Source organism: Providencia sp. PROV252 (assembly GCF_033676005.1).
Classification (GTDB): domain Bacteria; phylum Pseudomonadota; class Gammaproteobacteria; order Enterobacterales; family Enterobacteriaceae; genus Providencia; species Providencia vermicola.
Genome location: NZ_CP096294.1, coordinates 1,370,410 through 1,390,419 on the forward strand (window position 1 = coordinate 1,370,410; position 20,010 = coordinate 1,390,419).

Annotated in this window: 37 protein-coding genes; 36 read left to right on the forward strand and 1 reads right to left on the reverse strand. The window is 43.6% G+C overall.

Annotated features, from left to right (window positions below; all coding sequences use genetic code 11):
• Nucleotide 1 precedes the first annotated feature (1 nt).
• From M1F05_RS06110 to M1F05_RS06280, 36 genes are all read left to right on the forward strand, one after another.
• A complete protein-coding gene (locus M1F05_RS06110; RefSeq protein WP_272683080.1) occupies nucleotides 2–229 on the forward strand; it encodes a MarR family transcriptional regulator in 228 nt (75 codons plus the stop codon).
• On the forward strand, nucleotides 216–461 hold the full coding sequence (locus tag M1F05_RS06115) for a hypothetical protein (protein ID WP_272683079.1): 246 nt from the start codon (nucleotides 216–218) through the stop codon (nucleotides 459–461). Before M1F05_RS06110 ends, M1F05_RS06115 begins: the two co-directional genes overlap by 14 nt.
• Before the next feature lie 141 nt (nucleotides 462–602).
• Complete coding sequence (locus M1F05_RS22740; protein ID WP_412990678.1) at nucleotides 603–758, forward strand: hypothetical protein; 156 nt, start codon at nucleotides 603–605, stop codon at nucleotides 756–758.
• Nucleotides 751–969 (forward strand): hypothetical protein, encoded by a 219-nt coding sequence (locus tag M1F05_RS06120; protein ID WP_206086989.1) that lies wholly within the window; start codon nucleotides 751–753, stop codon nucleotides 967–969. Before M1F05_RS22740 ends, M1F05_RS06120 begins: the two co-directional genes overlap by 8 nt.
• Entirely contained in the window at nucleotides 962–1,231 is a 270-nt protein-coding gene (locus M1F05_RS06125; protein ID WP_206086990.1) for a DUF4752 family protein, read from the forward strand. Before M1F05_RS06120 ends, M1F05_RS06125 begins: the two co-directional genes overlap by 8 nt.
• Nucleotides 1,232–1,240: 9 nt before the next feature.
• Complete coding sequence (locus M1F05_RS06130) at nucleotides 1,241–1,684, forward strand: recombination protein NinB (protein ID WP_318825983.1); 444 nt, start codon at nucleotides 1,241–1,243, stop codon at nucleotides 1,682–1,684.
• On the forward strand, nucleotides 1,681–1,875 hold the full coding sequence (locus M1F05_RS06135) for a hypothetical protein (RefSeq protein WP_272516396.1): 195 nt from the start codon (nucleotides 1,681–1,683) through the stop codon (nucleotides 1,873–1,875). Before M1F05_RS06130 ends, M1F05_RS06135 begins: the two co-directional genes overlap by 4 nt.
• Nucleotides 1,872–2,120 (forward strand): DUF3310 domain-containing protein, encoded by a 249-nt coding sequence (locus M1F05_RS06140; RefSeq protein ID WP_272516397.1) that lies wholly within the window; start codon nucleotides 1,872–1,874, stop codon nucleotides 2,118–2,120. The genes M1F05_RS06135 and M1F05_RS06140 overlap by 4 nt, the downstream gene beginning before the upstream one ends.
• Before the next feature lie 123 nt (nucleotides 2,121–2,243).
• A complete protein-coding gene (locus M1F05_RS06145) occupies nucleotides 2,244–2,372 on the forward strand; it encodes a hypothetical protein (protein ID WP_272516398.1) in 129 nt (42 codons plus the stop codon).
• A complete protein-coding gene (locus M1F05_RS06150) occupies nucleotides 2,369–2,743 on the forward strand; it encodes a hypothetical protein (protein ID WP_272516399.1) in 375 nt (124 codons plus the stop codon). The genes M1F05_RS06145 and M1F05_RS06150 overlap by 4 nt, the downstream gene beginning before the upstream one ends.
• Nucleotides 2,740–3,402 (forward strand): metallophosphoesterase, encoded by a 663-nt coding sequence (locus tag M1F05_RS06155; RefSeq protein WP_272516400.1) that lies wholly within the window; start codon nucleotides 2,740–2,742, stop codon nucleotides 3,400–3,402. The genes M1F05_RS06150 and M1F05_RS06155 overlap by 4 nt, the downstream gene beginning before the upstream one ends.
• A gap of 366 nt (nucleotides 3,403–3,768) precedes the next feature.
• A complete protein-coding gene (locus tag M1F05_RS06160; RefSeq protein ID WP_272516401.1) occupies nucleotides 3,769–3,969 on the forward strand; it encodes a hypothetical protein in 201 nt (66 codons plus the stop codon).
• A gap of 196 nt (nucleotides 3,970–4,165) precedes the next feature.
• A complete protein-coding gene (locus M1F05_RS06165) occupies nucleotides 4,166–4,987 on the forward strand; it encodes an antitermination protein (RefSeq protein WP_272516402.1) in 822 nt (273 codons plus the stop codon).
• A 469-nt stretch (nucleotides 4,988–5,456) separates the two neighbouring features.
• On the forward strand, nucleotides 5,457–5,774 hold the full coding sequence (locus M1F05_RS06170; protein WP_048606449.1) for a phage holin, lambda family: 318 nt from the start codon (nucleotides 5,457–5,459) through the stop codon (nucleotides 5,772–5,774).
• Nucleotides 5,767–6,249, forward strand: a complete 483-nt coding sequence (locus M1F05_RS06175) for a TIGR02594 family protein (RefSeq protein WP_206083813.1) — start codon at nucleotides 5,767–5,769, stop codon at nucleotides 6,247–6,249. Before M1F05_RS06170 ends, M1F05_RS06175 begins: the two co-directional genes overlap by 8 nt.
• A 1-nt stretch (nucleotide 6,250) precedes the next feature.
• Entirely contained in the window at nucleotides 6,251–6,580 is a 330-nt protein-coding gene (locus M1F05_RS06180) for a DUF2570 family protein (RefSeq protein ID WP_206083814.1), read from the forward strand.
• A gap of 170 nt (nucleotides 6,581–6,750) precedes the next feature.
• Complete coding sequence (locus M1F05_RS06185; protein ID WP_318825984.1) at nucleotides 6,751–7,044, forward strand: hypothetical protein; 294 nt, start codon at nucleotides 6,751–6,753, stop codon at nucleotides 7,042–7,044.
• A 498-nt stretch (nucleotides 7,045–7,542) separates the two neighbouring features.
• Nucleotides 7,543–8,127: a Bro-N domain-containing protein gene (locus tag M1F05_RS06190; RefSeq protein ID WP_206086886.1), complete on the forward strand. Its 585-nt coding sequence runs from the start codon at nucleotides 7,543–7,545 to the stop codon at nucleotides 8,125–8,127.
• Complete coding sequence (locus M1F05_RS06195) at nucleotides 8,124–8,333, forward strand: hypothetical protein (protein WP_206086887.1); 210 nt, start codon at nucleotides 8,124–8,126, stop codon at nucleotides 8,331–8,333. Before M1F05_RS06190 ends, M1F05_RS06195 begins: the two co-directional genes overlap by 4 nt.
• Entirely contained in the window at nucleotides 8,330–8,485 is a 156-nt protein-coding gene (locus tag M1F05_RS06200) for a hypothetical protein (RefSeq protein WP_206086888.1), read from the forward strand. Before M1F05_RS06195 ends, M1F05_RS06200 begins: the two co-directional genes overlap by 4 nt.
• 36 nt (nucleotides 8,486–8,521) lie before the next feature.
• Complete coding sequence (locus M1F05_RS06205) at nucleotides 8,522–8,710, forward strand: hypothetical protein (protein ID WP_042847873.1); 189 nt, start codon at nucleotides 8,522–8,524, stop codon at nucleotides 8,708–8,710.
• A gap of 54 nt (nucleotides 8,711–8,764) precedes the next feature.
• The gene (locus M1F05_RS06210; RefSeq protein WP_206086889.1) at nucleotides 8,765–9,187 is read left to right on the forward strand and encodes a DNA-packaging protein; all 423 of its coding nucleotides are present in this window, start codon (nucleotides 8,765–8,767) and stop codon (nucleotides 9,185–9,187) included.
• Entirely contained in the window at nucleotides 9,168–10,391 is a 1,224-nt protein-coding gene (locus tag M1F05_RS06215) for a PBSX family phage terminase large subunit (RefSeq protein ID WP_206086890.1), read from the forward strand. The genes M1F05_RS06210 and M1F05_RS06215 overlap by 20 nt, the downstream gene beginning before the upstream one ends.
• Nucleotides 10,392–10,403: 12 nt before the next feature.
• Nucleotides 10,404–11,846: an anti-CBASS protein Acb1 family protein gene (locus tag M1F05_RS06220; RefSeq protein WP_206086891.1), complete on the forward strand. Its 1,443-nt coding sequence runs from the start codon at nucleotides 10,404–10,406 to the stop codon at nucleotides 11,844–11,846.
• Nucleotides 11,800–12,810, forward strand: a complete 1,011-nt coding sequence (locus M1F05_RS06225) for a phage minor head protein (RefSeq protein WP_206086892.1) — start codon at nucleotides 11,800–11,802, stop codon at nucleotides 12,808–12,810. The genes M1F05_RS06220 and M1F05_RS06225 overlap by 47 nt, the downstream gene beginning before the upstream one ends.
• 12 nt (nucleotides 12,811–12,822) lie before the next feature.
• A complete protein-coding gene (locus M1F05_RS06230) occupies nucleotides 12,823–14,214 on the forward strand; it encodes a DUF2213 domain-containing protein (protein ID WP_318825985.1) in 1,392 nt (463 codons plus the stop codon).
• Nucleotides 14,215–14,217: 3 nt separating this feature from the next.
• On the forward strand, nucleotides 14,218–14,658 hold the full coding sequence (locus M1F05_RS06235; protein WP_206086894.1) for a hypothetical protein: 441 nt from the start codon (nucleotides 14,218–14,220) through the stop codon (nucleotides 14,656–14,658).
• A gap of 10 nt (nucleotides 14,659–14,668) precedes the next feature.
• Nucleotides 14,669–15,733 (forward strand): major capsid protein, encoded by a 1,065-nt coding sequence (locus M1F05_RS06240; RefSeq protein WP_206086895.1) that lies wholly within the window; start codon nucleotides 14,669–14,671, stop codon nucleotides 15,731–15,733.
• 9 nt (nucleotides 15,734–15,742) lie between these two features.
• Nucleotides 15,743–15,952 (forward strand): hypothetical protein, encoded by a 210-nt coding sequence (locus M1F05_RS06245; protein WP_136135541.1) that lies wholly within the window; start codon nucleotides 15,743–15,745, stop codon nucleotides 15,950–15,952.
• The gene (locus tag M1F05_RS06250; protein ID WP_272683061.1) at nucleotides 15,936–16,307 is read left to right on the forward strand and encodes a hypothetical protein; all 372 of its coding nucleotides are present in this window, start codon (nucleotides 15,936–15,938) and stop codon (nucleotides 16,305–16,307) included. Before M1F05_RS06245 ends, M1F05_RS06250 begins: the two co-directional genes overlap by 17 nt.
• Entirely contained in the window at nucleotides 16,304–16,672 is a 369-nt protein-coding gene (locus tag M1F05_RS06255; protein WP_318825986.1) for a hypothetical protein, read from the forward strand. The genes M1F05_RS06250 and M1F05_RS06255 overlap by 4 nt, the downstream gene beginning before the upstream one ends.
• Before the next feature lies 1 nt (nucleotide 16,673).
• Nucleotides 16,674–17,114, forward strand: coding sequence for a hypothetical protein (locus M1F05_RS06260; protein WP_239978620.1), 441 nt, complete (start codon nucleotides 16,674–16,676; stop codon nucleotides 17,112–17,114).
• The gene (locus M1F05_RS06265) at nucleotides 17,111–17,488 is read left to right on the forward strand and encodes a hypothetical protein (protein ID WP_318825987.1); all 378 of its coding nucleotides are present in this window, start codon (nucleotides 17,111–17,113) and stop codon (nucleotides 17,486–17,488) included. Before M1F05_RS06260 ends, M1F05_RS06265 begins: the two co-directional genes overlap by 4 nt.
• Before the next feature lie 14 nt (nucleotides 17,489–17,502).
• Nucleotides 17,503–18,228 carry a phage tail tube protein gene (locus tag M1F05_RS06270; RefSeq protein ID WP_140171656.1) on the forward strand — a complete coding sequence of 242 codons (726 nt, stop codon included), beginning with the start codon at nucleotides 17,503–17,505 and terminating at the stop codon, nucleotides 18,226–18,228.
• A 33-nt stretch (nucleotides 18,229–18,261) separates the two neighbouring features.
• Nucleotides 18,262–18,903, forward strand: a complete 642-nt coding sequence (locus tag M1F05_RS06275) for a DUF6246 family protein (protein WP_318825988.1) — start codon at nucleotides 18,262–18,264, stop codon at nucleotides 18,901–18,903.
• Between the two features lie 3 nt (nucleotides 18,904–18,906).
• Nucleotides 18,907–19,161: a hypothetical protein gene (locus M1F05_RS06280; RefSeq protein WP_206277363.1), complete on the forward strand. Its 255-nt coding sequence runs from the start codon at nucleotides 18,907–18,909 to the stop codon at nucleotides 19,159–19,161.
• 44 nt (nucleotides 19,162–19,205) lie between these two features.
• Here M1F05_RS06280 and M1F05_RS06285 read toward each other — a convergent pair whose 3' ends face one another.
• Nucleotides 19,206–20,000: a LexA family protein gene (locus tag M1F05_RS06285; RefSeq protein WP_318825989.1), complete on the reverse strand. Its 795-nt coding sequence runs from the start codon at nucleotides 19,998–20,000 to the stop codon at nucleotides 19,206–19,208.
• Between the last annotated feature and the right edge of the window lie 10 nt (nucleotides 20,001–20,010).

The window sequence follows — 20,010 nt, forward strand, 5'->3', positions numbered from 1 at the left end:
GATGAAAGGAACAACGTTAACAGAGCTGATGTGGATATACGCAGCAGAAAGAATGAGCCGAAAATTAAAATATGTGAAAAGCGGCAGAGGCAAAGTTGATTACAACCGAAAACTGTATAAGCCATATCGCAGTGAACGAGTTTTAAATCGACTCATGAAGCTAGATGCCGCTGTATTTTTTAAAGCCATTAAATCTAGCCAGAGGGAGGCATCTAATGCAGGGAACTAATTGGGTTAAGGTGAGTGAGAAATTACCAACCGAAGGCGAGGCTGTAATTGTTATCTATGGCGAACATATCCAGAACATAACATATGAGCTAATTTCATGCGGTGTTGACTGCGAAGAACTTAGATGGATGCCACACAATAACAGCGACTACGATTCGGCTCCACTGGAAACATTCGACTACTGGATGTACATCAAAGACCTGCCACTCCCACTAATGCCAGAGGGGGAATGATGGAATTCGATTATTTATTTTGGAAATTATTCCTAGGTACGCTAGCAATTTGGACTGTATCAAGTCTTGCATGCGTTGGATTTTGCACTTTAGTGTATTTATTTTTAAGGAAATAACATGAGCGAACTCAAGAAATGCCCTATGTGTGGAAGTGGTGACATCAAAGCACAATTCTGCGACTTCCATCATGCAAGAAATTATTCAGTGAGATGCGCTGGATGTGGACTGAAAATTGAACGCGAAAATGACATTCAGATAGCCATAGCAGCATGGAACAGGAGAGCTAACAGTGAGTGAGCCAGTAGAAGTAATGGTCTATTACGTTAACTTCAATACGAATCGCAGATTTTGGATGTTAAAAATAAATGTAGGCTGGATTGAGGAGCACTATAAATTCCCATGCAAACCAACTAAAAGACAAATCCGCAAAAAGAAAAAAGAATGGATCCAAGAAGCTAAATATTGGATTGAGGTATACGCAGAAATGCAAGGAGCTAACAGTGAGTGATGAAACATACAAATGGGTCGTCGGGTTGCTATCTGCCATAGGGTATTTATGGATATTAATTAGAGCCTTTGAATACTTTACTGGACTGGCTTTCGGAAAGCTAATCAAACGAAAAGAGAAAGACCGTAAGCTGGCAGCAATATCTGAATTTTATGAGGCGTATGAGCTTGATAAAATAAAAGAAAACCAGATGGTTAGAGTTGCAACAAAATACGGGCTTGTTATTGCAATCTACCGCGAACCAAAAGGCAATGACGAGTAGGAGGTTAACTTGGAAGCAGATTTCCTCTTCCACGAATCAACCAAAAATACCGCATGGCAACACCTCAAAGAAGTTCTAGCAACAAACCAACCACACCGAATCATTATCAAGCCTTGGAAAAACAAGCGCTCACTATCTCAAAATTCACTTTCACATATGTGGTATGCCGAAATCAGCAAGCATTTATGCAAGAACGGCATCAAGCACACTGATGAGAGCGTCAAGGAGATGATGAAACATACCTTCTTAGGCTATGAAGAGGTGAAAATGATTAATGCCGTCACGGGCGATATAGAGCTAATTAGGCGGTTACGAAAAACTTCTGATTTAGACACTGGTGATATGTATTTCTACATGGAGCAGGTTGAACGCTGGGCGGTAGATATTGGTTGTTTCGTGACAACCCCACACACAAGCGAATACATGAAACTCAAGGAGCAGCAAGATAGATGAATAGATTACAAATAGCGATAGCAGGGATAGGAGCTAAGTTAGGGTTATCACTAGCCTCAAATCCCGAACCATTTATCCCGTGGGTTATGGAAGATGAGCGCCATTCATACAGCTACCCTACATCAACTAAGCGCATCACAGGTCACGCAAAGATAAACCGAGCAGCCAAGAAGCGGAGGGCGAGAAAATGACGGATAACGCAAATAACCCATCACATTACGCATCAGGCGGCATTGAATGCATAGAAGCTATCAAAGCTAGCATGACCCGCGAAGCATTCTTGGGGTATCTCAAAGGGAATATACAAAAATACGTTTGGCGATATGAAAAGAAAATTAACCCAGTCGAGGACTTGAAAAAAGCCCGTTGGTACATGAATCGACTTGTTGATGAAGTGGAGGTAAGTCACCGTGAAATGCTTGCTAAATTCGATTGAATCTAAATCAATATTCGTAGTTACACATCAAAGCAAACCCAAGCCACCGCCAAGCAATATCACCTTTAACCCAATGAAATCAATCAATGAAAGCCGCCACATCCGAACAGCAAGGACGAGAAAATGACACCAGAAGAAAAACTAAAGCAACTAGATGAACGCTTAGATGAAGTGCATAAGCTAATTGTTTATCTAAATGAGTGCCGCAGGGAGTTAATCAATCGTCACAATCTAAACAAGGAGAAGTTATGACTCAGCAAGGTAAGAACGCGATTGAAATAATCAAAGCGGTTAGAGGGTTTGAATATTTCACCACAAAACAAGCGCAAAACATAACAGGAATACCATACTCAACAGCAAGTTACGTCATCAGCCTAATGCGTAAATTTGCGGCTGTGTCAGTTGTAGGGAAAAGCAAGGGTACATTGAAATACAAAATATCACCTGATGCTGTGCAGATTGTTAAACGTGAATTTACCGAAGTTTTCAAGCCAGCACCTAAGAAAATAGACGATGAAATAGTAGGTCGTGGAATGGTTTATGTCGAAAAGGCCAATGTGCAAGGTATGGGTAGCGCATTCTTAAAACGCATGGATTCGTTATTGAGCGAGGTGAGGGTATGAATGAAGAAATGCATGGAATTTACCTCAGAATCGACGGTGATCAATATCGGCACATTTGGGTAGTTGGAGATATTCATGGATGCTTTGATTTGCTGAATGATAAGTTACAACAAATTGAATTTGATAAAGAAAAAGATTTATTAATTTCAGTTGGTGACTTAATCGATAGGGGTGATCAAAACGTCGAATGTCTCGACCTAATTAATGAAAAATGGTTTCGTGCAGTGCGTGGTAATCATGAGCAAATGGCTATTGATGCTTTGTTTAACGGCAGAGACGTCAATAACTATATTTACAACGGTGGCAATTGGTTTTTCATGCAGGACTACGATAACGAATGTTTATCCCGATTCTGTTTAGCTAAAGCGAAGAAACTACCACTCATTATCGAAGTAAACACTGATGGAATAAAGACAGTCATTGCACATGCTGATTATCCATCCGATGAATACGAGTTCGGCAAGCCAGTAGATGAGCAATATGTAATTTGGAGTCGTGAGCGTATTGGTGACGATAACGTGCGTGAGATTAAAGGCGCTGACCTATTTCTATTTGGTCATACTCCAATGAGAAAAGGTGCTGTTAAACGAGCGAACCAAGAGTATATCGACACTGGCGCAGTGTTCGGCTATGGACTGACTATGAGGCAGATAAAGTGAAGCGTAAATACCCAAATTTAACCATTGGAGCCAAGTTATTTATGGTGGCCGTTTATGTTGGCCTGATAGCCACCTCAATCATAATCTATCGGGAGGCCTTGCTTTGATATGGCACTAAAACGCGATAAATACGATATTGTATTTTCGCAGTTAGTCAGGGAACGAACAGATTACGAATGCGACTACTGCGGAAGGCACTTTAGACACGAACCTTCAAAACTTCACTGCTCCCACTTCAAATCACGACGACACAAAGCAACTCGATATCATCCTCTCAATGCCTTCTCACACTGCGCTGGCTGCCACCGAAAACTAGGTGAAGACCCACACGAATTCAATGCTCATGCTGTTATCACTTACAGCGAGATGACTATTGATAGCGTGGCTCGTTTAGCAGGAACGGCAGTGAAGTTAAAGCCGTGGCAGATGGATGATTTATACCAGCACATGAAAGTTGAGCTTAAACGGCTTCAGGAGCTTCGTAGCGAGGGTGTAACGGGTCGGATTGAATTCACGTTACCAGATTGGTATCAGCACGGCATAACTTATCAGATGGGGGATGTGTGATGTTTACGGATATAGACGCAGCAATTGAAGAGGCTAGATGGTCGAGAGTTAGAAATGGCTACGATTATGCAGTAATTCAAATTGAGCGCGGAATGATGAAAGTCCATCAACTTAGATGGTTAGGCGCTAACTCTAAATTGCGAATTATGTTTTCCACTAAAGACGATGGAAGCGGAACAGTATTGCCGGAGGTAAGATGAGACTCGAAGATTTACCTAAGTATTTTTCACCTAAGAGCCCAATGTTTAGTGACTCTCCAGCCGCTACAGCTACTGATAACTTAACAATCACCGATGTAATGGCCTCGCTTGGTTTGGCGACCTCGAAAGCGAGAATGGGGATTGAGTTGTTTTTGGCGAAACACGGTATCAATAAGCCAGATGAAGCGGTGGAAAGTCTCTATCAATATGCACTAACTCAGGCGCATAAATACAGCTCTATCCAAAAGCTTGATGAAGATGATAGGTCATCAGTTCTGCAAATACTCGCAAATTATGCATTTCAGGATTACGCGAGAAGTGCAGCCAGTAAAAAGATTTGCCCTGACTGTGATAGCGGGTTTATTGAGGTTGAGGTGTTCGACACTAAATACTCCACTAGAGCTAAGGTGTTTGTATCTTCAGGAGGATTAACTCCACTTCGGATCACTAACACTGCTAGAGAGGTTAGAGGCACTACTAGAGTAATCTGCAAGACATGCAATGGCAAAGGTGAAGTTAGTCATTCATGTCGATGCAATGGGCGTGGTGAGGTATTGGACAAGAAGGAAACCGAGAAACAAGGAATCCCAGTTTATAAAACATGCTGCAAGTGCTCAGGTCGTGGATATTCACGATTACCGGCTGAAGATGTAAGGCGTGATATCTGCAACAAGGTGTTTGATTTACCAGAAACGACATGGCGCAGAAACATTAAGCCACTCTATGAAATGTTAATTCAGGAGTGCTTCAAAGAGCAGGAAAACGCAGAAAAGCAACTGTCAATTGTTACAAAAAGAGAAAATGTTTCTATAAATTAATATTTAAATAGAAAATTAGTTGACAAAATGGCGAAAGTAGCCCATCATGTTTCTAACGATGGGTTATTGCCATTTCGTTGAGGATAACAAGGTAAAAGAGGCGGCACTTGTTATCGATCCCGCCTAGTTGGTCACTTCGTCTATTTGGACTGGAACTCCAACCGCATCGGCTGAGAGGTCGAAGAAAGATAGAGCCTCTACTTCGGTAGGGGCTTTTTCATTTAATGGTTAGTCGTATAAAGGTTATTACGGAAGGCTGTTAACCTTCTTATCGTGGTTCGATTCCACGCTATCCCGCCAATTTCAAGAGGTCGCCTAGTGCGGCCTTTTTTTGTTTCTACCATTTTGTTGACACTAACAATATGGTCACTCATGCGCCGCCACAGAATCAATCACCCTCGTTATCAATTAACACAAGAGCTGTGCGCGGCTATCTATTAACTAAATTCCTCCAATGTAGGGGGTGAGTATGAAATGTATGAATAACACTCCTGATTGGCTGGACCATCTACTTAGTTGGCTATCTTCAGCAAAAGAGCAAGCGGCTGCGGCTGGTCTGGCTGGGACAGTGGCCATACTGCGTGGCATGTATAACGGCGGTGGCTGGAAAAAGACCCTGCTAGACGGTGCGCTGTGTGCATTCTTCGGATGGTTCGCTAAAGACTTACTAGCAGCTATGGGGATGAACCCTGAATTTGCTTATTTCACTAGCGTGCTGATTGGTTACTGGGGCGTAGAAACGCTGAGTAAAATGATTAAAGGTAAGGCAGGGGTGAATAATGACTGAACCTAAATGGCTAACTGAAGCTAGAAAAGAAATTGGCATGTCTGAGCATACAGCTGAGGGCTCGAAAGCAGTCGACCAGATGTGGATTGATAGTAAGCTGCGTGGATTGGTTGGTACTGCACGTAAAGTGCCGTGGTGTGCTGGTTTCGTCAATGCCATGTTAGAGCGTGCTGGTATCAAGTCCCCTCGTAAAGATGCTTCAAGTTCATATGATACTTTCGGGCAAAAGCTAACGGATCCTAAGTATGGCTGCATTGTTCGCTTTTCTCGCTCTGGCGGTGGACATGTTGGTTTCTGTGTTGGTAAGACTGCAAATGGTTCACTTCTTATCTTGGGTGGTAATCAATCAGACGCAGTAAACATCAAAGCGTTTGGAACTGACCGAGTTGTTGCTTATCGCTGGCCTGATGGGGTTGAAGTAGATAACCGACCACTACCAGTTGGTGATGCCACGCTGTCAGTGAAAGAGTCGTGATATGAGTTATTCTGAAAAATGGCTTATTGCGATAATTGCCGCCCTTGGTTTTATGTACTGGCTTGCAATGGATAAAGTTAGCAGTCTCAGTAAAGAAAACCAGTCGCTGAATGACAAGTTGTCACAACAATCACTCATATCTGATAACGCCTACACCTCAATATCTATCTTTGACCGTATCTCTGGAGCAACCATTGATGCTAAACAACAAAACACACTGGACGCACAGGGAACCAAGAAAGACGTCAAGACTATTCTTATTGGCAATGACTGCGCTCCCGTTACTGCTCCTGATAGCCTTATTAACAGGATGCGGCAATACAAAGGCTGAATATGTATTAGCACCTCACATTCCCATACCTGCAAGTTTACTAACTGATTGCCCGATACCAGATATCCCCGAAAAAATGACGTGGGGTGATATCGCTGAATACAACATTGAGTTGATGTCGGTAATTAAGGCGTGCAACTTGGACAAGAAAGCCATTCGAGAGATTGAATATGAAAGAAATAACACAACCAAAAAACAGCGGTAATCTGTGGGATTGGTTCGGGCTGTCGTATGCATCATTCTTAGTTATTCCGCGGGTGCTCATGCATGAAATGCCCGCCGAGTGGCAAGATAAAATGGCTGCCTTGTTACATGAGTATGATGAAACTTTCGATACATCACCTGTAATAAATTCTGTTTCAGTGTCTGGTCGTGATAGTGATGGCAAGTTAGCTAAATTACCAGATTACATCCTAAATTACCGCCGCCCTGACCGTGAAGCGATTGAGAAACTCAAGCGCTAACCGTCAATAAAGCAATACGGGAAATTGAACAACAAAGAAATGCCCCAGATATCGGGGCCAAGCGAGAATAATAGTTCATGAATGTAACGTAACTATACGTTAATCGTGAATGACCACAACCTTAAAAAGGTAGTAATCTCAAACGGATATTACAAATCAGAGCCTCGCAATAGCGGGGCTTTTTAATGGCAAAAAAATAGCCCCTGGTGTTGAGGCTTTAAAGTGTAGGAATATATATGAAGTTAATAACTTAGCGATGTAATAACCATACCCCTCTCAATGTTACGTTACGAAAGTAAAGTTAAAAGAAAGTTACATTTATTCAAGTTTTGTAATCAGTAGTACGCATTTCACCCTGTGCACCACATGCACACACATCTAAAAACATCGAACCGTTATTTAGGAATGAGCCTTTGAGGAAGTCAGTTATAGCTGATACTGCTTCGATGGGCTGGTTTCCTATGTGGCAAGGGTTCATTACTAAGTAAGGACAGTATCATGACTAAATCATTAGTTTTTAAAGGTAACGAAATCACCCCATTTGATAATGGTGACGGGCAAATCTGGTTTACTAGTCCTCAGATGGCTAAGCTTCTAGAATACAAAAATGAGAAGTCGGTAACCAATTTATACAACGCTAATAAAGATGAGTTTTCTGATGATATGACAATGGTCACTGAAACGATGACCAATGGAATAAACAACAACTTACGAAAGAAAAAGGTCAGAATCTTCTCTGTGCGAGGTGCGCATTTGATTGGAATGTTGGCCAATACAGATGTGGCGAAAGCTTTGCGCCGTTGGTTATTGGATTTAGCTGAAAAAGAGTCTAAGCCAAAATTAGGGCTAGCAAATCTTGATATGGATGAACTTAAAAACCTAACTATCAATGAAATGCAAAATAGACTAGTAGCGGCTGATAATTGGTCGTTTGAGAATTTTGGTAAGAAGGGTAGTGACCTGATGAATTTACGCAAGCGTCACTTAAAGAAAATACGTAAAGCTAAGAAAGCCATTATGGATTTATCTCAGCTAACGTTGCCTGATATGGGGGATTTTCCATATGGAGAAGAACCTGCATGAACGCTGAACAGTTTATAGAGAAAAACGTACAGGCCGAGTTAAAGAAGCTCGGCTTTTCTTTATCTATCGCTCAGATGGCTAGCAACATGGCATTAGATCACTACCGCAAAAGTTCACAGGCAAGTCGCAAAGGTGGATTGTTTGATGATTGCTTAAATGTAGCTAAAGCATGGGCGATTAAGTATTCAGGCGGCAAGAAGAAATGACCAAGCAAGAGAAAGAAACAGTATCCATTCTCCAACGCCAAGTACAGCAATCCCTAGAGTGCATCGAATCAGGCAGAATTGAAGAAGGTCGATTAGTTACTGTAATTGTTGAGCGCGGATTGGATAAATTACTCAGCAAATCGAAGAAATGAATAGGTCGCTCAGCGGCCTTTTTTATTGGGTGGAATATGAAGAAATACACAGTAACAGCAACAAAGAAAGACGGCACAACATACGAAGGTTTAATGACAACTAAAGAGCCTCGCGTGACTAATGGGCTAATTGCAATTGCACAAGCTGACGGAGCATGGATATACATTTCACCTGATGAGATTAGCAGCGTCGAGTATGTGCCTGTGGTTGAAGTAGCAGAATAACCAATCACAAAGCTCATCATGGTGGGCTTTTTAATTTGTTATGAGGAAAACATTATGGGACAACAATCTAAACAGGTTGGTTGCCCTAGCAAGCTGAATGATGAGCTAATCGCTAAGGCAAAGGAATACCTGTACGGCGGTTACAAAGAAAACGAAGGTCAGGTAATACCAAGCATTGCTGGTCTAGCGTGCTACTTAGGCATTGCTCGCTCCACTGTTTATGAATATGCAAAGCAGGATAGTGATTTAGGTCATGAGTTTTCGGACACGTTAGACGGAATTATGGCTTTTCAGGAAATGAAGCTAATTAATAGTGGATTATCTGGTGATTTCAACTCAACAATAACTAAGTTAATGCTTGCTAATCATGGCTATAGTGAGAAGCAGGAAGTGGATCACAAATCCTCCGATAGCTCAATGTCACCAACAAAAATAGTTCTGGTTGCTGGAGGTAACAATGACGGTAGCGAGGATTGAAATACCGCCTAAATTAATTCCAGCATTCGAAGGTAACTATCGCTACAGATGCTCACACGGTGGGCGAGGCTCTGCAAAGACGAGAACATTCGCACTAATGACTGCTATTCGTGGCTACATGGCTGCAATGAATGGTCAATCAGGCGTAATACTGTGCGCCCGTGAATATATGAACTCACTTGAAGAATCATCCATGGAAGAGGTTAAACAGGCCATTAGGTCTGTACCTTGGCTCAATGACTTCTATGAACTCGGCGAGAAATACATTCGCACCAAATGCCGCTCAGTTAGCTATGTGTTCGCAGGGCTTCGGCATAACTTAGATAGCATCAAATCCAAGGCAAGAATATTAATTGCATGGGTTGATGAAGCTGAATCAGTATCAGAAATAGCGTGGACAAAACTAGCGCCTACTGTTCGTGAAGCTGGCTCTGAAATATGGGTGACATGGAACCCTGAGCGAGATGGCAGCGCGACAGATAAGCGATTTAGAAAGAATCCACCTGACAATGCCGTCGTGGTTGAGATGAACTACGATGACAACCCGTGGTTTCCGTCTGTGTTGGAAGATGAGCGGTTAAATGACCAAGCCAGATTAGATTCTGCTACTTATGCGTGGATATGGGAAGGTGCTTATCTTGAAAACTCTGATAAGCAAGTATTAGCCAATAAGTATGTCGTTCAATCATTCCCTGATGATTTATGGCAGCAAGCTGATAGGTTGCTTTTCGGCGCTGACTTTGGTTTCGCTAAAGACCCTAACACTCTGTTACGACAGTTCATCCTAAATGACTGTTTGCATATCGAATATGAAGCTTACGGCGTGGGTGTTGAACTTGACCATATGCCAGAGTTTTACGACAAAATACCAGAAGCACGTAAGTGGCCTATCAAAGCTGACTCCGCACGACCAGAAACTATCAGCTATTTAAAGCGCCAGGGATTCAATATATCAGCCGCTAAAAAGTGGCAGGGTAGTGTCGAGGACGGCATTACACATTTACGAGGCTTCAAACAAATCATCATCCACCCTCGCTGTAAAGAAACAGCAAAAGAAGCCCGTCTCTACTCATACAAAACAGACCGAATTACTGGCGAGGTATTGCCTGTAATTTTGGATGATAACAACCACTGTTGGGATGCTGTTAGATATGGGCTTGATGGGTACATCGTTCAGAGGTCAAAAGGTGCATTTTATTTTTAAAGGGGAATTTCAGTGACAACACAACAAGAGGGGCTGGAATTGCTCGTTAATAGTGTTGCTGATATAGCCAGAAGTCGCGCTCTTTATGCGTCTGGCGGTGTATCTAGCAATACAAAGAGAACCAACCTTTATGACGAATTTGGATACCCAACTCGCTTGGTGTTTCGTAATTTCTACGACACCTATGAGCGTAATGCGGTGGCTCATTCGGCTGTGCATCGACTACTTGATGATTGCTGGCAAGATAAGCCAACGATTATTGACGGTGATGAGTCGAAGGAAAACAAAGAAACAACAGAATGGGAAGCCTCGGTAACTAAGCTGCTCAAAAAGCACTGGGCTCGTATTAAAGATGCTGACCGTAGAAATATGGTTGGTCGATACTCAGCGTTACTCATCCAACTCAAAGATAACAAAGAGTGGAACGAACAAGCAGACTATAACGAGATTAAAAAGCTTAAAGATAAAGCACTGGTTAACCTCATTCCGCTATGGGAGCCGCAAATAACTGTCGCTGAATGGGATAACGACATTACATCGGAAACCTACGGGCAGCCGAAAATGTTTAACTTTGATGAGCGACCTGTTGGCGAAAATGAATTGCAGGGACCAGCAAGGCAAAAGCTCATTCACCCTAGTCGAGTCATTATTCTTTGCGAAGGTGCTGATGATGGAAATATGTTTGCTGGCATACCGTTGCTTATGGCTGGGTTTAATAAACTACTGGATATTGAAAAGATATCAGGCGGCAGCGCTGAAGGGTTCCTGAAAAATGCTAGTCGTCAAATAGCCGTTGAGTTCGACGCCTCTACTGAAATGGATAACATCGCTCAGGCAGCATTAACAGCAGGATATAAAGACCTTGGCGAAGCGATGACGGATAAAATCAATAAGTTAAACCGAGGCACTGACTCAGCAGCGGTCATGCAAGCAGGCAAAATGAATGTCCTGTCTGTTGCTGCCGCAGATCCAACACCGTCATGGGAGGTTGCTGTTAGAGAGTTTTTAACCACTATTCGCATCCCTTTTTCTGAGTTCTTAGGTACTCAAACAGGTGTGCTTGCAGGGGATAAAGACGGGGCCGCATATGGTAAGCGCTTGAATGGCCGTCGCTGGGGATTCTTAACACAGTATGTTACAGAAATCATCGAAAGACTCTGGAAATTAGGCGTTATTGACCCGCCCAGCAGCGGAGAAGTTACGCTTGCTTGGTCAGATATGTTAGCGCCTAGCGAGTCAGACAAAATCGATAACATGCTTAAAATGGCAGATGTAGCACAGAGAACTCAACAGGCATACCTAACACCAGCAATAAGCCCTAATGAAATACGTGCTGTTGGTGAGCTTGAGCCATTGGAAGATGAAGGAGAGCCACCCGAATCAGGCCCCAAAGGAGACCCATTAGTCGATGATGAAGAATCAAAAGATAGGGTCGCCGATAATACCAAGGAATAAGGCTGACCCAACACAATCAGGGCGGCAAGTTAGAAAGATGTTCCGTGATATTGATAATCGGTATTACGAACTCAAAAAAGCACTCAAGCAACTCTTCGACCTGTCATTCACTGGCAGAGAGAAAATACAATCACCCACTCAAAGCTACATACTCGCTAAAAACGCACAGGATGAGCCTGACACGATTTTTAAGGTTAACGCTGGCGTTTATGTATATGACCTAGCGGAACGTCCTGCAGAGTACGCTAGATTCCTCGAAAGACTGCAATCAATACTTGATGACTACCTTCTGGAAGGTGGCGACGAGAGATTGTGGGCGTTTGGGTATGTGTCTGATGAGTATGAGCGTGGCACATTGAATGCTTACACTAACTTAGCCGTACAATCCGAAGTCTACGCACAGCAAACAACACTTACTTATCTACTGTCACAGCCAGCCTATCAGAATCAGGTTGCAGCGGCGTTTATCTCTACGTATAGCGATTGGCGCGGCCTGTCTGATGCTGCACGCACTGACCTAGCGAATGTTATCGGCACATCGATAGCCAGAGGCATAAACCCACGTGAAACAGCGCGGATAGTTAGCCAACGTTTAGATGTATCGATGACCCGAGCAAAAGCTATCGCACAGACTGAGCAAGTTGGCGCACTTCGTAGGGCAAACTGGAACGAAACGACATGGGCTAGCGAAAGGTTAGGGCTGAAAACTGGCATCTTATGGATATCAGCACTTAAGCCGACCACTAGGCCAAGTCATGCAGCACGTAGCGGGAAGATATTCACTGTTGAGGAGGTGGAATATTTCTACTCAATCAATGGCAATCGCTATAACTGCTACTGTGGCAATCAACCAGTATTGCTCAATGAAGATGGCACGCTGCATAACCCTAGTATTTTAGACAGGCTCATTCAGTCGCGTGATGAGTGGGAAGAAAAGCGACAGGAATCAACAAGCAATTCATAAAGAGGTCAACACATGAAGCTATCCAGCATTCATGTTAAATCACTGGCTGTCAACTCCTCCAATATCTCAACTGAAACTATCGATGGTGATGAGCATATCGTCATTCGCGGCGTTGTGCCTGTCATTGATGATGTTGTGATGAACGGTGGTTTATATCCTGCCAGTGAGATTAACAGTAGTTTTAAGTCGATGGAGGGGCGGCAATGTCCATATGGTCACCCTAAAATCGGCACTGATTATGTATCGGCAGACATGCCGCGTGCAGTAAACCAATATCACATTGGGGCGTGGGCTGAAAACGTCCGTAAGGATGGCGAAAAGGTCATCATGGATGTGAAAGTAAACCGTCGATTTGCTGATGGCTGCGAGAAGGGGAAAGAATTCCTATCCCGAATTGATGAAATTATCGCGGGCAACAGTTCCGATCCCATTCATGTATCAACGGGGTTATTGCTCCAGCGCGAACAGAACAAAGGCAAGTCAAAGGGTAAAGCCTACACATGGGTCGCTAGAAACATGCACTTTGACCATATCGCTATTTTACCCGCATCAGAACCAGGAGCAGCTACGCCAGAAGATGGCGTGGGAATGTTCGTGAATAGCGAGGGTGAGAAGCTAGAAACTGAAACAGCAGAGCTTATTGATGCAGCAAACTTCACACAAGAAGGCTTATTCAACAAAGCTAAGTTCTTTTTCGCTAACAATTCATTCTCATTTGAAGACATCTATTCCGCATTGCGTGCTGCATTACGTAACGCTTCCAGTGGCGATGATTGGCCTTATCCAGAAATGGTATGGCCCGATAAGTTCATTTACTACAAATCAGGTAAAACCTACCAACAAAAATATCTCATGAACGATGACGGAGACGCCGAACTCGTTGGTGAGCCTATCGAAGTTGTGCGCAAGCCAACAGAGTACGAAGTTAAAACCAATAAGGAAACTAACCCGATGAAAGAAATCATCACGAATGCGCTGAAGGCGAAAGGCATCGAAACAGAAGGCAAATCTGATGCTGAATTACTGGATGCGTACAACCAAATGAACGCCGAAGAAAAGAAAGAGGAAACGCCAGAAGAAAAAGCTGCGCGTGAGAAAAAAGAGAAAGCGGAAAAGGATAAAGCCGACACCGCAAACAACAGTGAACTACAGCAACAAATCACAGCCGCTGTAAACGCTGCTATTGCACCACTTCAAGCACAGTTAAACGCCAACGCAGACAAAGAAGTAAATGCGATGCGTGAAGCTGTGAAAGCTAAATTCGGTATGTCCGACATCGCTGTTAATGCGCTAAGTGGCGACCCACTGAAAGAGCTATACGCTCAGTGCAATGTATCACATGGCCTGAATGGTTCATTCCAACAAGTCAATTCCTCTCAATCAGTTTCAGATATGCCGGAGTAAAACATGGCGAATAAAAAACGTGTAATTCATGCGGGTGGTGTATTTCCTAATCCGCTATTAAATCGTGAAGGTGCGGCAGCAGTTGATACCAAGGCGGGTGTTATCGGCTTCTATGATGAGACTACTGCTAAATTCACGCCATCAGTCGATGGTAAAGAAGCGAATATTTTGTATGTGGCCAACTTTGATTATCTACGCTGCCAGACGGTTGACGATGTAATCAAGGCGGGTGATTGGGTTGTTGCAATTCAACCAATGCAAGGTCTGTTCCTGAACGTGCGTGCCGCTGCTGGCACTTATAAGAAAGGCCAAGCGGTTATTGTTGCTAATGGTCAAATCACACTGGCAACTGGTGCAGAAGGCGAAGCAGTATTTGCCTATGTCGAAGAAGATACAGCCTTAACCGTTACGGCGGGTGAGCTGGTTCGTGTTGTGTTCAAGTAAGGAGAACTGAATGTTTTATTTTTCAACTAAGAAGGCAACCGAAACGGGAAACCTTGAAGCCAACCAAGCGCAATTCGGTGCGTTGAGTTTGGAGCGTAACTCATCTGCTCAGGCTGTGGCTGACTTTATTTCTCGCGCTCGTAATTTGCCAGTTCTAGATGCTGCCAATGCGGTGGACGACATTAAACGTCTGTACAAAGCGTATGACCAGACTGTGTTAGCTGAATTCCAGCCAAACACTGAATTTACTTTGTTAAACGACCTTATGGGCCTATCTCGCTCTGTTCGTATTGATGAGTCGGTCTATGAATATGCACGTAAAGGCGGTGGCGGTGTGGCTCACACATCAATGAGTGGGCAGGTCGGTGCGTTACTTGAGGCTAGCGCTTATAGCTTCGATGGAACAATGGTGCCAATTCATGACACTGGCTTTAAGTTCACATGGCGTGACCCGATTTTCGGAAAAGGCTCTGCACTGGCTTCATTGTCTGATGCACAGAAAGACTCTGTCGATACTGTTCGTCGTAAATACCTCGATTTTATCTGGAATGGTTTCCGCGATGCTGCGGGTAACTTCATTGCGTTTGATGGTAAGACGTTTAAAGGCCTGCGTAGTGATGAGCGCGTAGCTCAAGTGACATTGAATATCAATTTCGCAACTGAGCAAGACGGCAAGAAAATCCGCACTGAAATCATCAAGCTGCGTGACGTTCTGAAACTGCAAAACCTGCAATATGGTGAGCAAACTTGGTACGTGTCTGGCGAAATCCTGTCTAACTGGGAATCTGTCTACTTCGATGTTAACCAAACCCGCACCATTCTTGAAGAAATCAAGAAAATCACGGGTATTAAAGACATCAAAGAAGACTACGAGCTGAAAGGTAACGAAGTTCTTATTGTTCCGCTGGGTGCTGGTGTTATCGCTCCTATCGTCGGTCAGGCATTCGGCACTGTTGCTGACCCTCGTCAGTTCTACAACTCAGATTACATCTGGCGCACATGGGGTGCTGCTGGTCTGATGGTCAAGCGAGATATCGCAGATCACTTCTCAGTTATCCACGCTAAAGGCGCATAAGGGGGATTCATGGCACTGGTAAAGGTTATCTCAAGTAACTTCTTTGCTGGTGCCGACCTCAAAAAACAAGAGGTTGGCGCTCAGCTGGATGTCTCAGAAGAAACTGCTGAAACATGGCTACGGGCTGGTCTGGTCGAGCGAATCGAAGAACGAAAACTCGAAGTCGCCACGCCAGAGAAGAAAAAGGGTAAAGGTAAATCAGATGGTGATAACACTTGATGACGTAAAGCCAATGATAGCCGAGCTTGGGTTTACATTGCCTGATTCCGTGCTGTTGTTGCTACTGGATCAAGTGAATGCAAAATCTGAATGCTTGGCGGCTAACTATGATGAATCACTGCAAAAGCTACTTCTAGTTTATGCATTGGTTCGTCTTGCCTCATTGTCTGGTGCTCGAAAGATATCATCACAAGGCGCTCCTAACGGGGCGTCACGCTCGTTTACTTATGACTCAGCTGGTACGGATCATTTACTGAAACAGTTGAGAGCGTGGGATACGGCAGGGTGTTTATTATCGTTACCACTGGCGAGTAAATCGGTTGGGTTCTTTGGTGTGGTAGGGGGTTACTCGTGAGTAATACCGCTAACTGGTCGTATACCAATATCGCTACTGTTTACCCCGTCATTCGTGGCGGTGGCAAATGGGATGACACAATCACATATGGCTCGCCTTATCTTATCGACTGCACATGGCAATCTAGCAATGAAGTTGTGAAAGACGATTTGGGTAAAGAGTTTGTCACCAATAACGTTTTTTACACTGAGTTAAAGCGCAACGGTGTAGATGCGCAAAGGCCAGAGCGCGGTTTCTACATCGCCAAAGGTGATACTACTTCTCAATCTGACCCGAGAGTCGCAGGAGCTGACATTATCATCACGGTTAAACAAGATGATATGAGCTTTTTTGGTGAAGAGCCAGACTATGAGATAAGGACGTGATATGAGCGTAAAGGTCAAAGGTATCAGGCGAGTCAGAGGGAATATCAATAGCGAATTAGAGCTTATTGCTACACAGCGAACAGCCAGAGTTATGCAAGAGATATCTATCACTGGTGCGGCTTATGCTGCGGCAATTACCCCTATCGACACATCCAATCTCATCAACAGTCAGTATCGCCAGTTGCAGAAAATACCCAGCGGTTATGAGGCCAGAGTCGGTTATTCAGCAAACTATGCCGCAGCGGTTAGTCAGATGAAAGGTAAGCTTAAAGGTCAACCAAGAGAGGATTTTGGCAAAACTAGAAGCGGTGTTTCATTTGGAGGCGGTACTGGTAAAGGGCGATATTGGGACCCTAACGCAGAGCCTGATTTCTTACGCAAAGGCTTTGAAAACGCAGCGCCAGAAATACAGGAAATCATTAAACGAGGCTACAAAATATGAAGCCTAGTGATATTTACAGCGAAATTACTGAGTGGCTGGAGGTTAATCACTTCTCTGATGGTTTCGACGTTCAGTATCGATTTTGGAAAGATGGTCAGCAACTAGACAAGTTTATCGTCATTCAGCGAATGGGCGGCGGTAAGCCAGAGGAAGCACTAATACGTGACTCTTACCGAATGCTGCTTATATCTGAGGTCGATGGCGGTCAATCAGCGCTTGAAGACCTAGCTTTTAGTATTAGAGAAGCATTAATCCGAGACCATAAAATCGGATGCATGGCCTATGTAGAGCCAATCGGCGGTATCAACCAATCAATGAGCGACAGAAATCGCTTAGTCCTAGAAATCAATTTCAACACAATAATCTCACGATAACGGAGTAAATAAACATGGCATGTGAATCAGGTGCATTCACAGGGCGCGACGTCGTTGTATTTTATGCAATTGCGTGCCCTGAGAACAAACCATCACCAATGGACTACGGTCGCCTTGGTATGATGCGCGGAAAGTCGTCTGCTACTGAATGGGAAACGGTAGACGCAACGGGCGATATGTCGCCACAAAATACACAGGAAAGCTTAGTTTCGTACAAAAACGTCACTTTCTCGGGTGATGGCGTATCTCGTAAAGAGTCTTTATACGGTCAGAAAGAGCTTAAGCGCCACGTTAACAACCCTGAAACCACATCAGGTCAACCTTATGTATGGTTCAAGATTGTTAGCCCTACAGATATCACAGAAGGCTGTTTCTTAGTGACTAGCTGGAGTGATGAATATCCACACGATGACGTAGCGACTTGGTCTATTGAAGCTAATAGTGCAGGTGGTGTCGATATCCGTGATATTCCAGAAGAAATCGTAATCACCAAACAGCCAGTAGACCAAACTCTGACGGTAGGCCAAACGCTAACTTTATCTGTGGAAGCTAAATCCACCGATGGCTCAGCGCTAACTTACCAGTGGAAGAAAGGTAACAGTAATGTGTCTGGCGGTACTGCTGCGACATTTACCAAGCAGGCAACGGTTGCAGGTGATGCAGGGGAATACACTTGCGTCATTACATCAACTTCTGCGGGTAGTGTTACTTCTAGTCAAGCAACAGTCACCATTTCTTAATCTAAGGGGCGCAAGCCCCTCTATTGAGGTTACATGCAAGTATTAACGGATGTAGGACAAATAGCGGTGATTGTCGATGGTAAGTCATATCATTTAATCCCATCATTCTCAGCAATGGCTAGGCTATCCCAAAACTCACCCACACGATTAACTGATATTTTCGTTACTGTACACGGAGGTCGATTCCCTAACCTGAAGAACCCGATGCTAGCAAAAAATGCAGAGGCGATTTGCTTTGCTAATATGGTCATGGAATGCAAAGACGTGATTGAAAAGTGCTGTAACGAAAAAGTCAGTGCGTTAATTGGTAATCTTAGCGTTAACCGTAAAGGCTGGCTAAGCTATCGAGAAGGGCACCTGAAGCTACAGGATATTATCACTCTTGCCCGTCACCTCATGCGCCACGGTATCATGGGAGACCAAAAGCCCGATGAAGACGAAGAGCCACAAGGGAAATTCACAAACGAGTTCGACCCGCGTGTCTATGTCTACCTTGCTGTAGCCCATTTAGGCATTAGCGAACAGGAAGCATGGGGAATGACAATGACAGGTTTCCGCGCTGCAATGGAAGCTAAATTTCCCCGTAGCGAGAAAGATAAAATCCCATCCAATAAGCGGTATGAAGAAGCTATGGATTGGGCTGATAAAATTATTATGCGTGATAATGCGAGGTAGGTTATGTATTTACAAGTTCTTCATGGTGGAGATCCGAAACGAAAACCGAAAGAGGAAATTATCAAAATCTCCAAGGTTAAATATGTTGAAGACCTAAGTGTCGGATGCAAAGCTGGGGAGACTCTAGGTAGATGCCTTATTGTCAGTGCTATTGATCAGCCAGTATTATACAGTGAAATCATTTTTCAGATGGAAGATGGCGATGTTTACAGAGTGTTAAGTGAAAGTGGCGCTATTCTGAAAGAATACAGGAAATAGCGCCATGCTGGATTTGTGATCTAGCCCGCCCTTGGGCTGGGTGGTTATTTTTTACTAAGTAATTGCTTTAGCATGGATTCAATTTTATCTAGTTTTTCTGATAACGACTTTTCTTTATCGATATCATGCAATTGGTTATCTTCATTGCAATACTTACCAAATATTTTAAGTGCTTTTCTCCTGCCTGCAATTTGTAGGTCGATAATAGAATAGACTGCAACTCCAATAATAGTAGCATTGCTTCCAATTAATATATCTGGGTAGTTCTTATTTAATGGTTTCAAATACTTGTTTGATTGTTCTATAAAAAGCTCTTTAAATGTAACTTCATGTGTTTCATTTAGCCTACATAGGACAAAGTCACCATTTATCGGTTCTATGCTTGGGTTAAAAATGACAGTAGCCCCTTGAGGAAAGCTGATACCATCATTTGTGCACATAGACTCACCTTCAATTTTTAAAGCAAATAGTTTTTCAGATGCAGCTATATCTAGGTCAAGTGGGCTTGGGATATATTCAACGCCAACCATTGGCTCATCAAAAGAAAAATTAGCAGCCTGTACGCTCGTGACTACAGGTATTAGCGGTAATGTGACAGTTTGGCGGACACCTCTAAGTTCTGGAGGTGAACCTTCTCCTTGAGTTAACCACTCTGGTTGTGTTCCAAGTGCCATCGCTAAATTGTTTAGCGCATTTATCCTTGGCTTTGCCTCACCACCCTCATATGCAGCAATTTGCCGAGGGACTACTCCAACCTTTTTTGCTAGCTCAGATTGAGTTAAACCCATGGCGTTTCTAGCCATGGATACACGTCTTGGGAATGATTCATCAAAATTCATATTGGAGCCT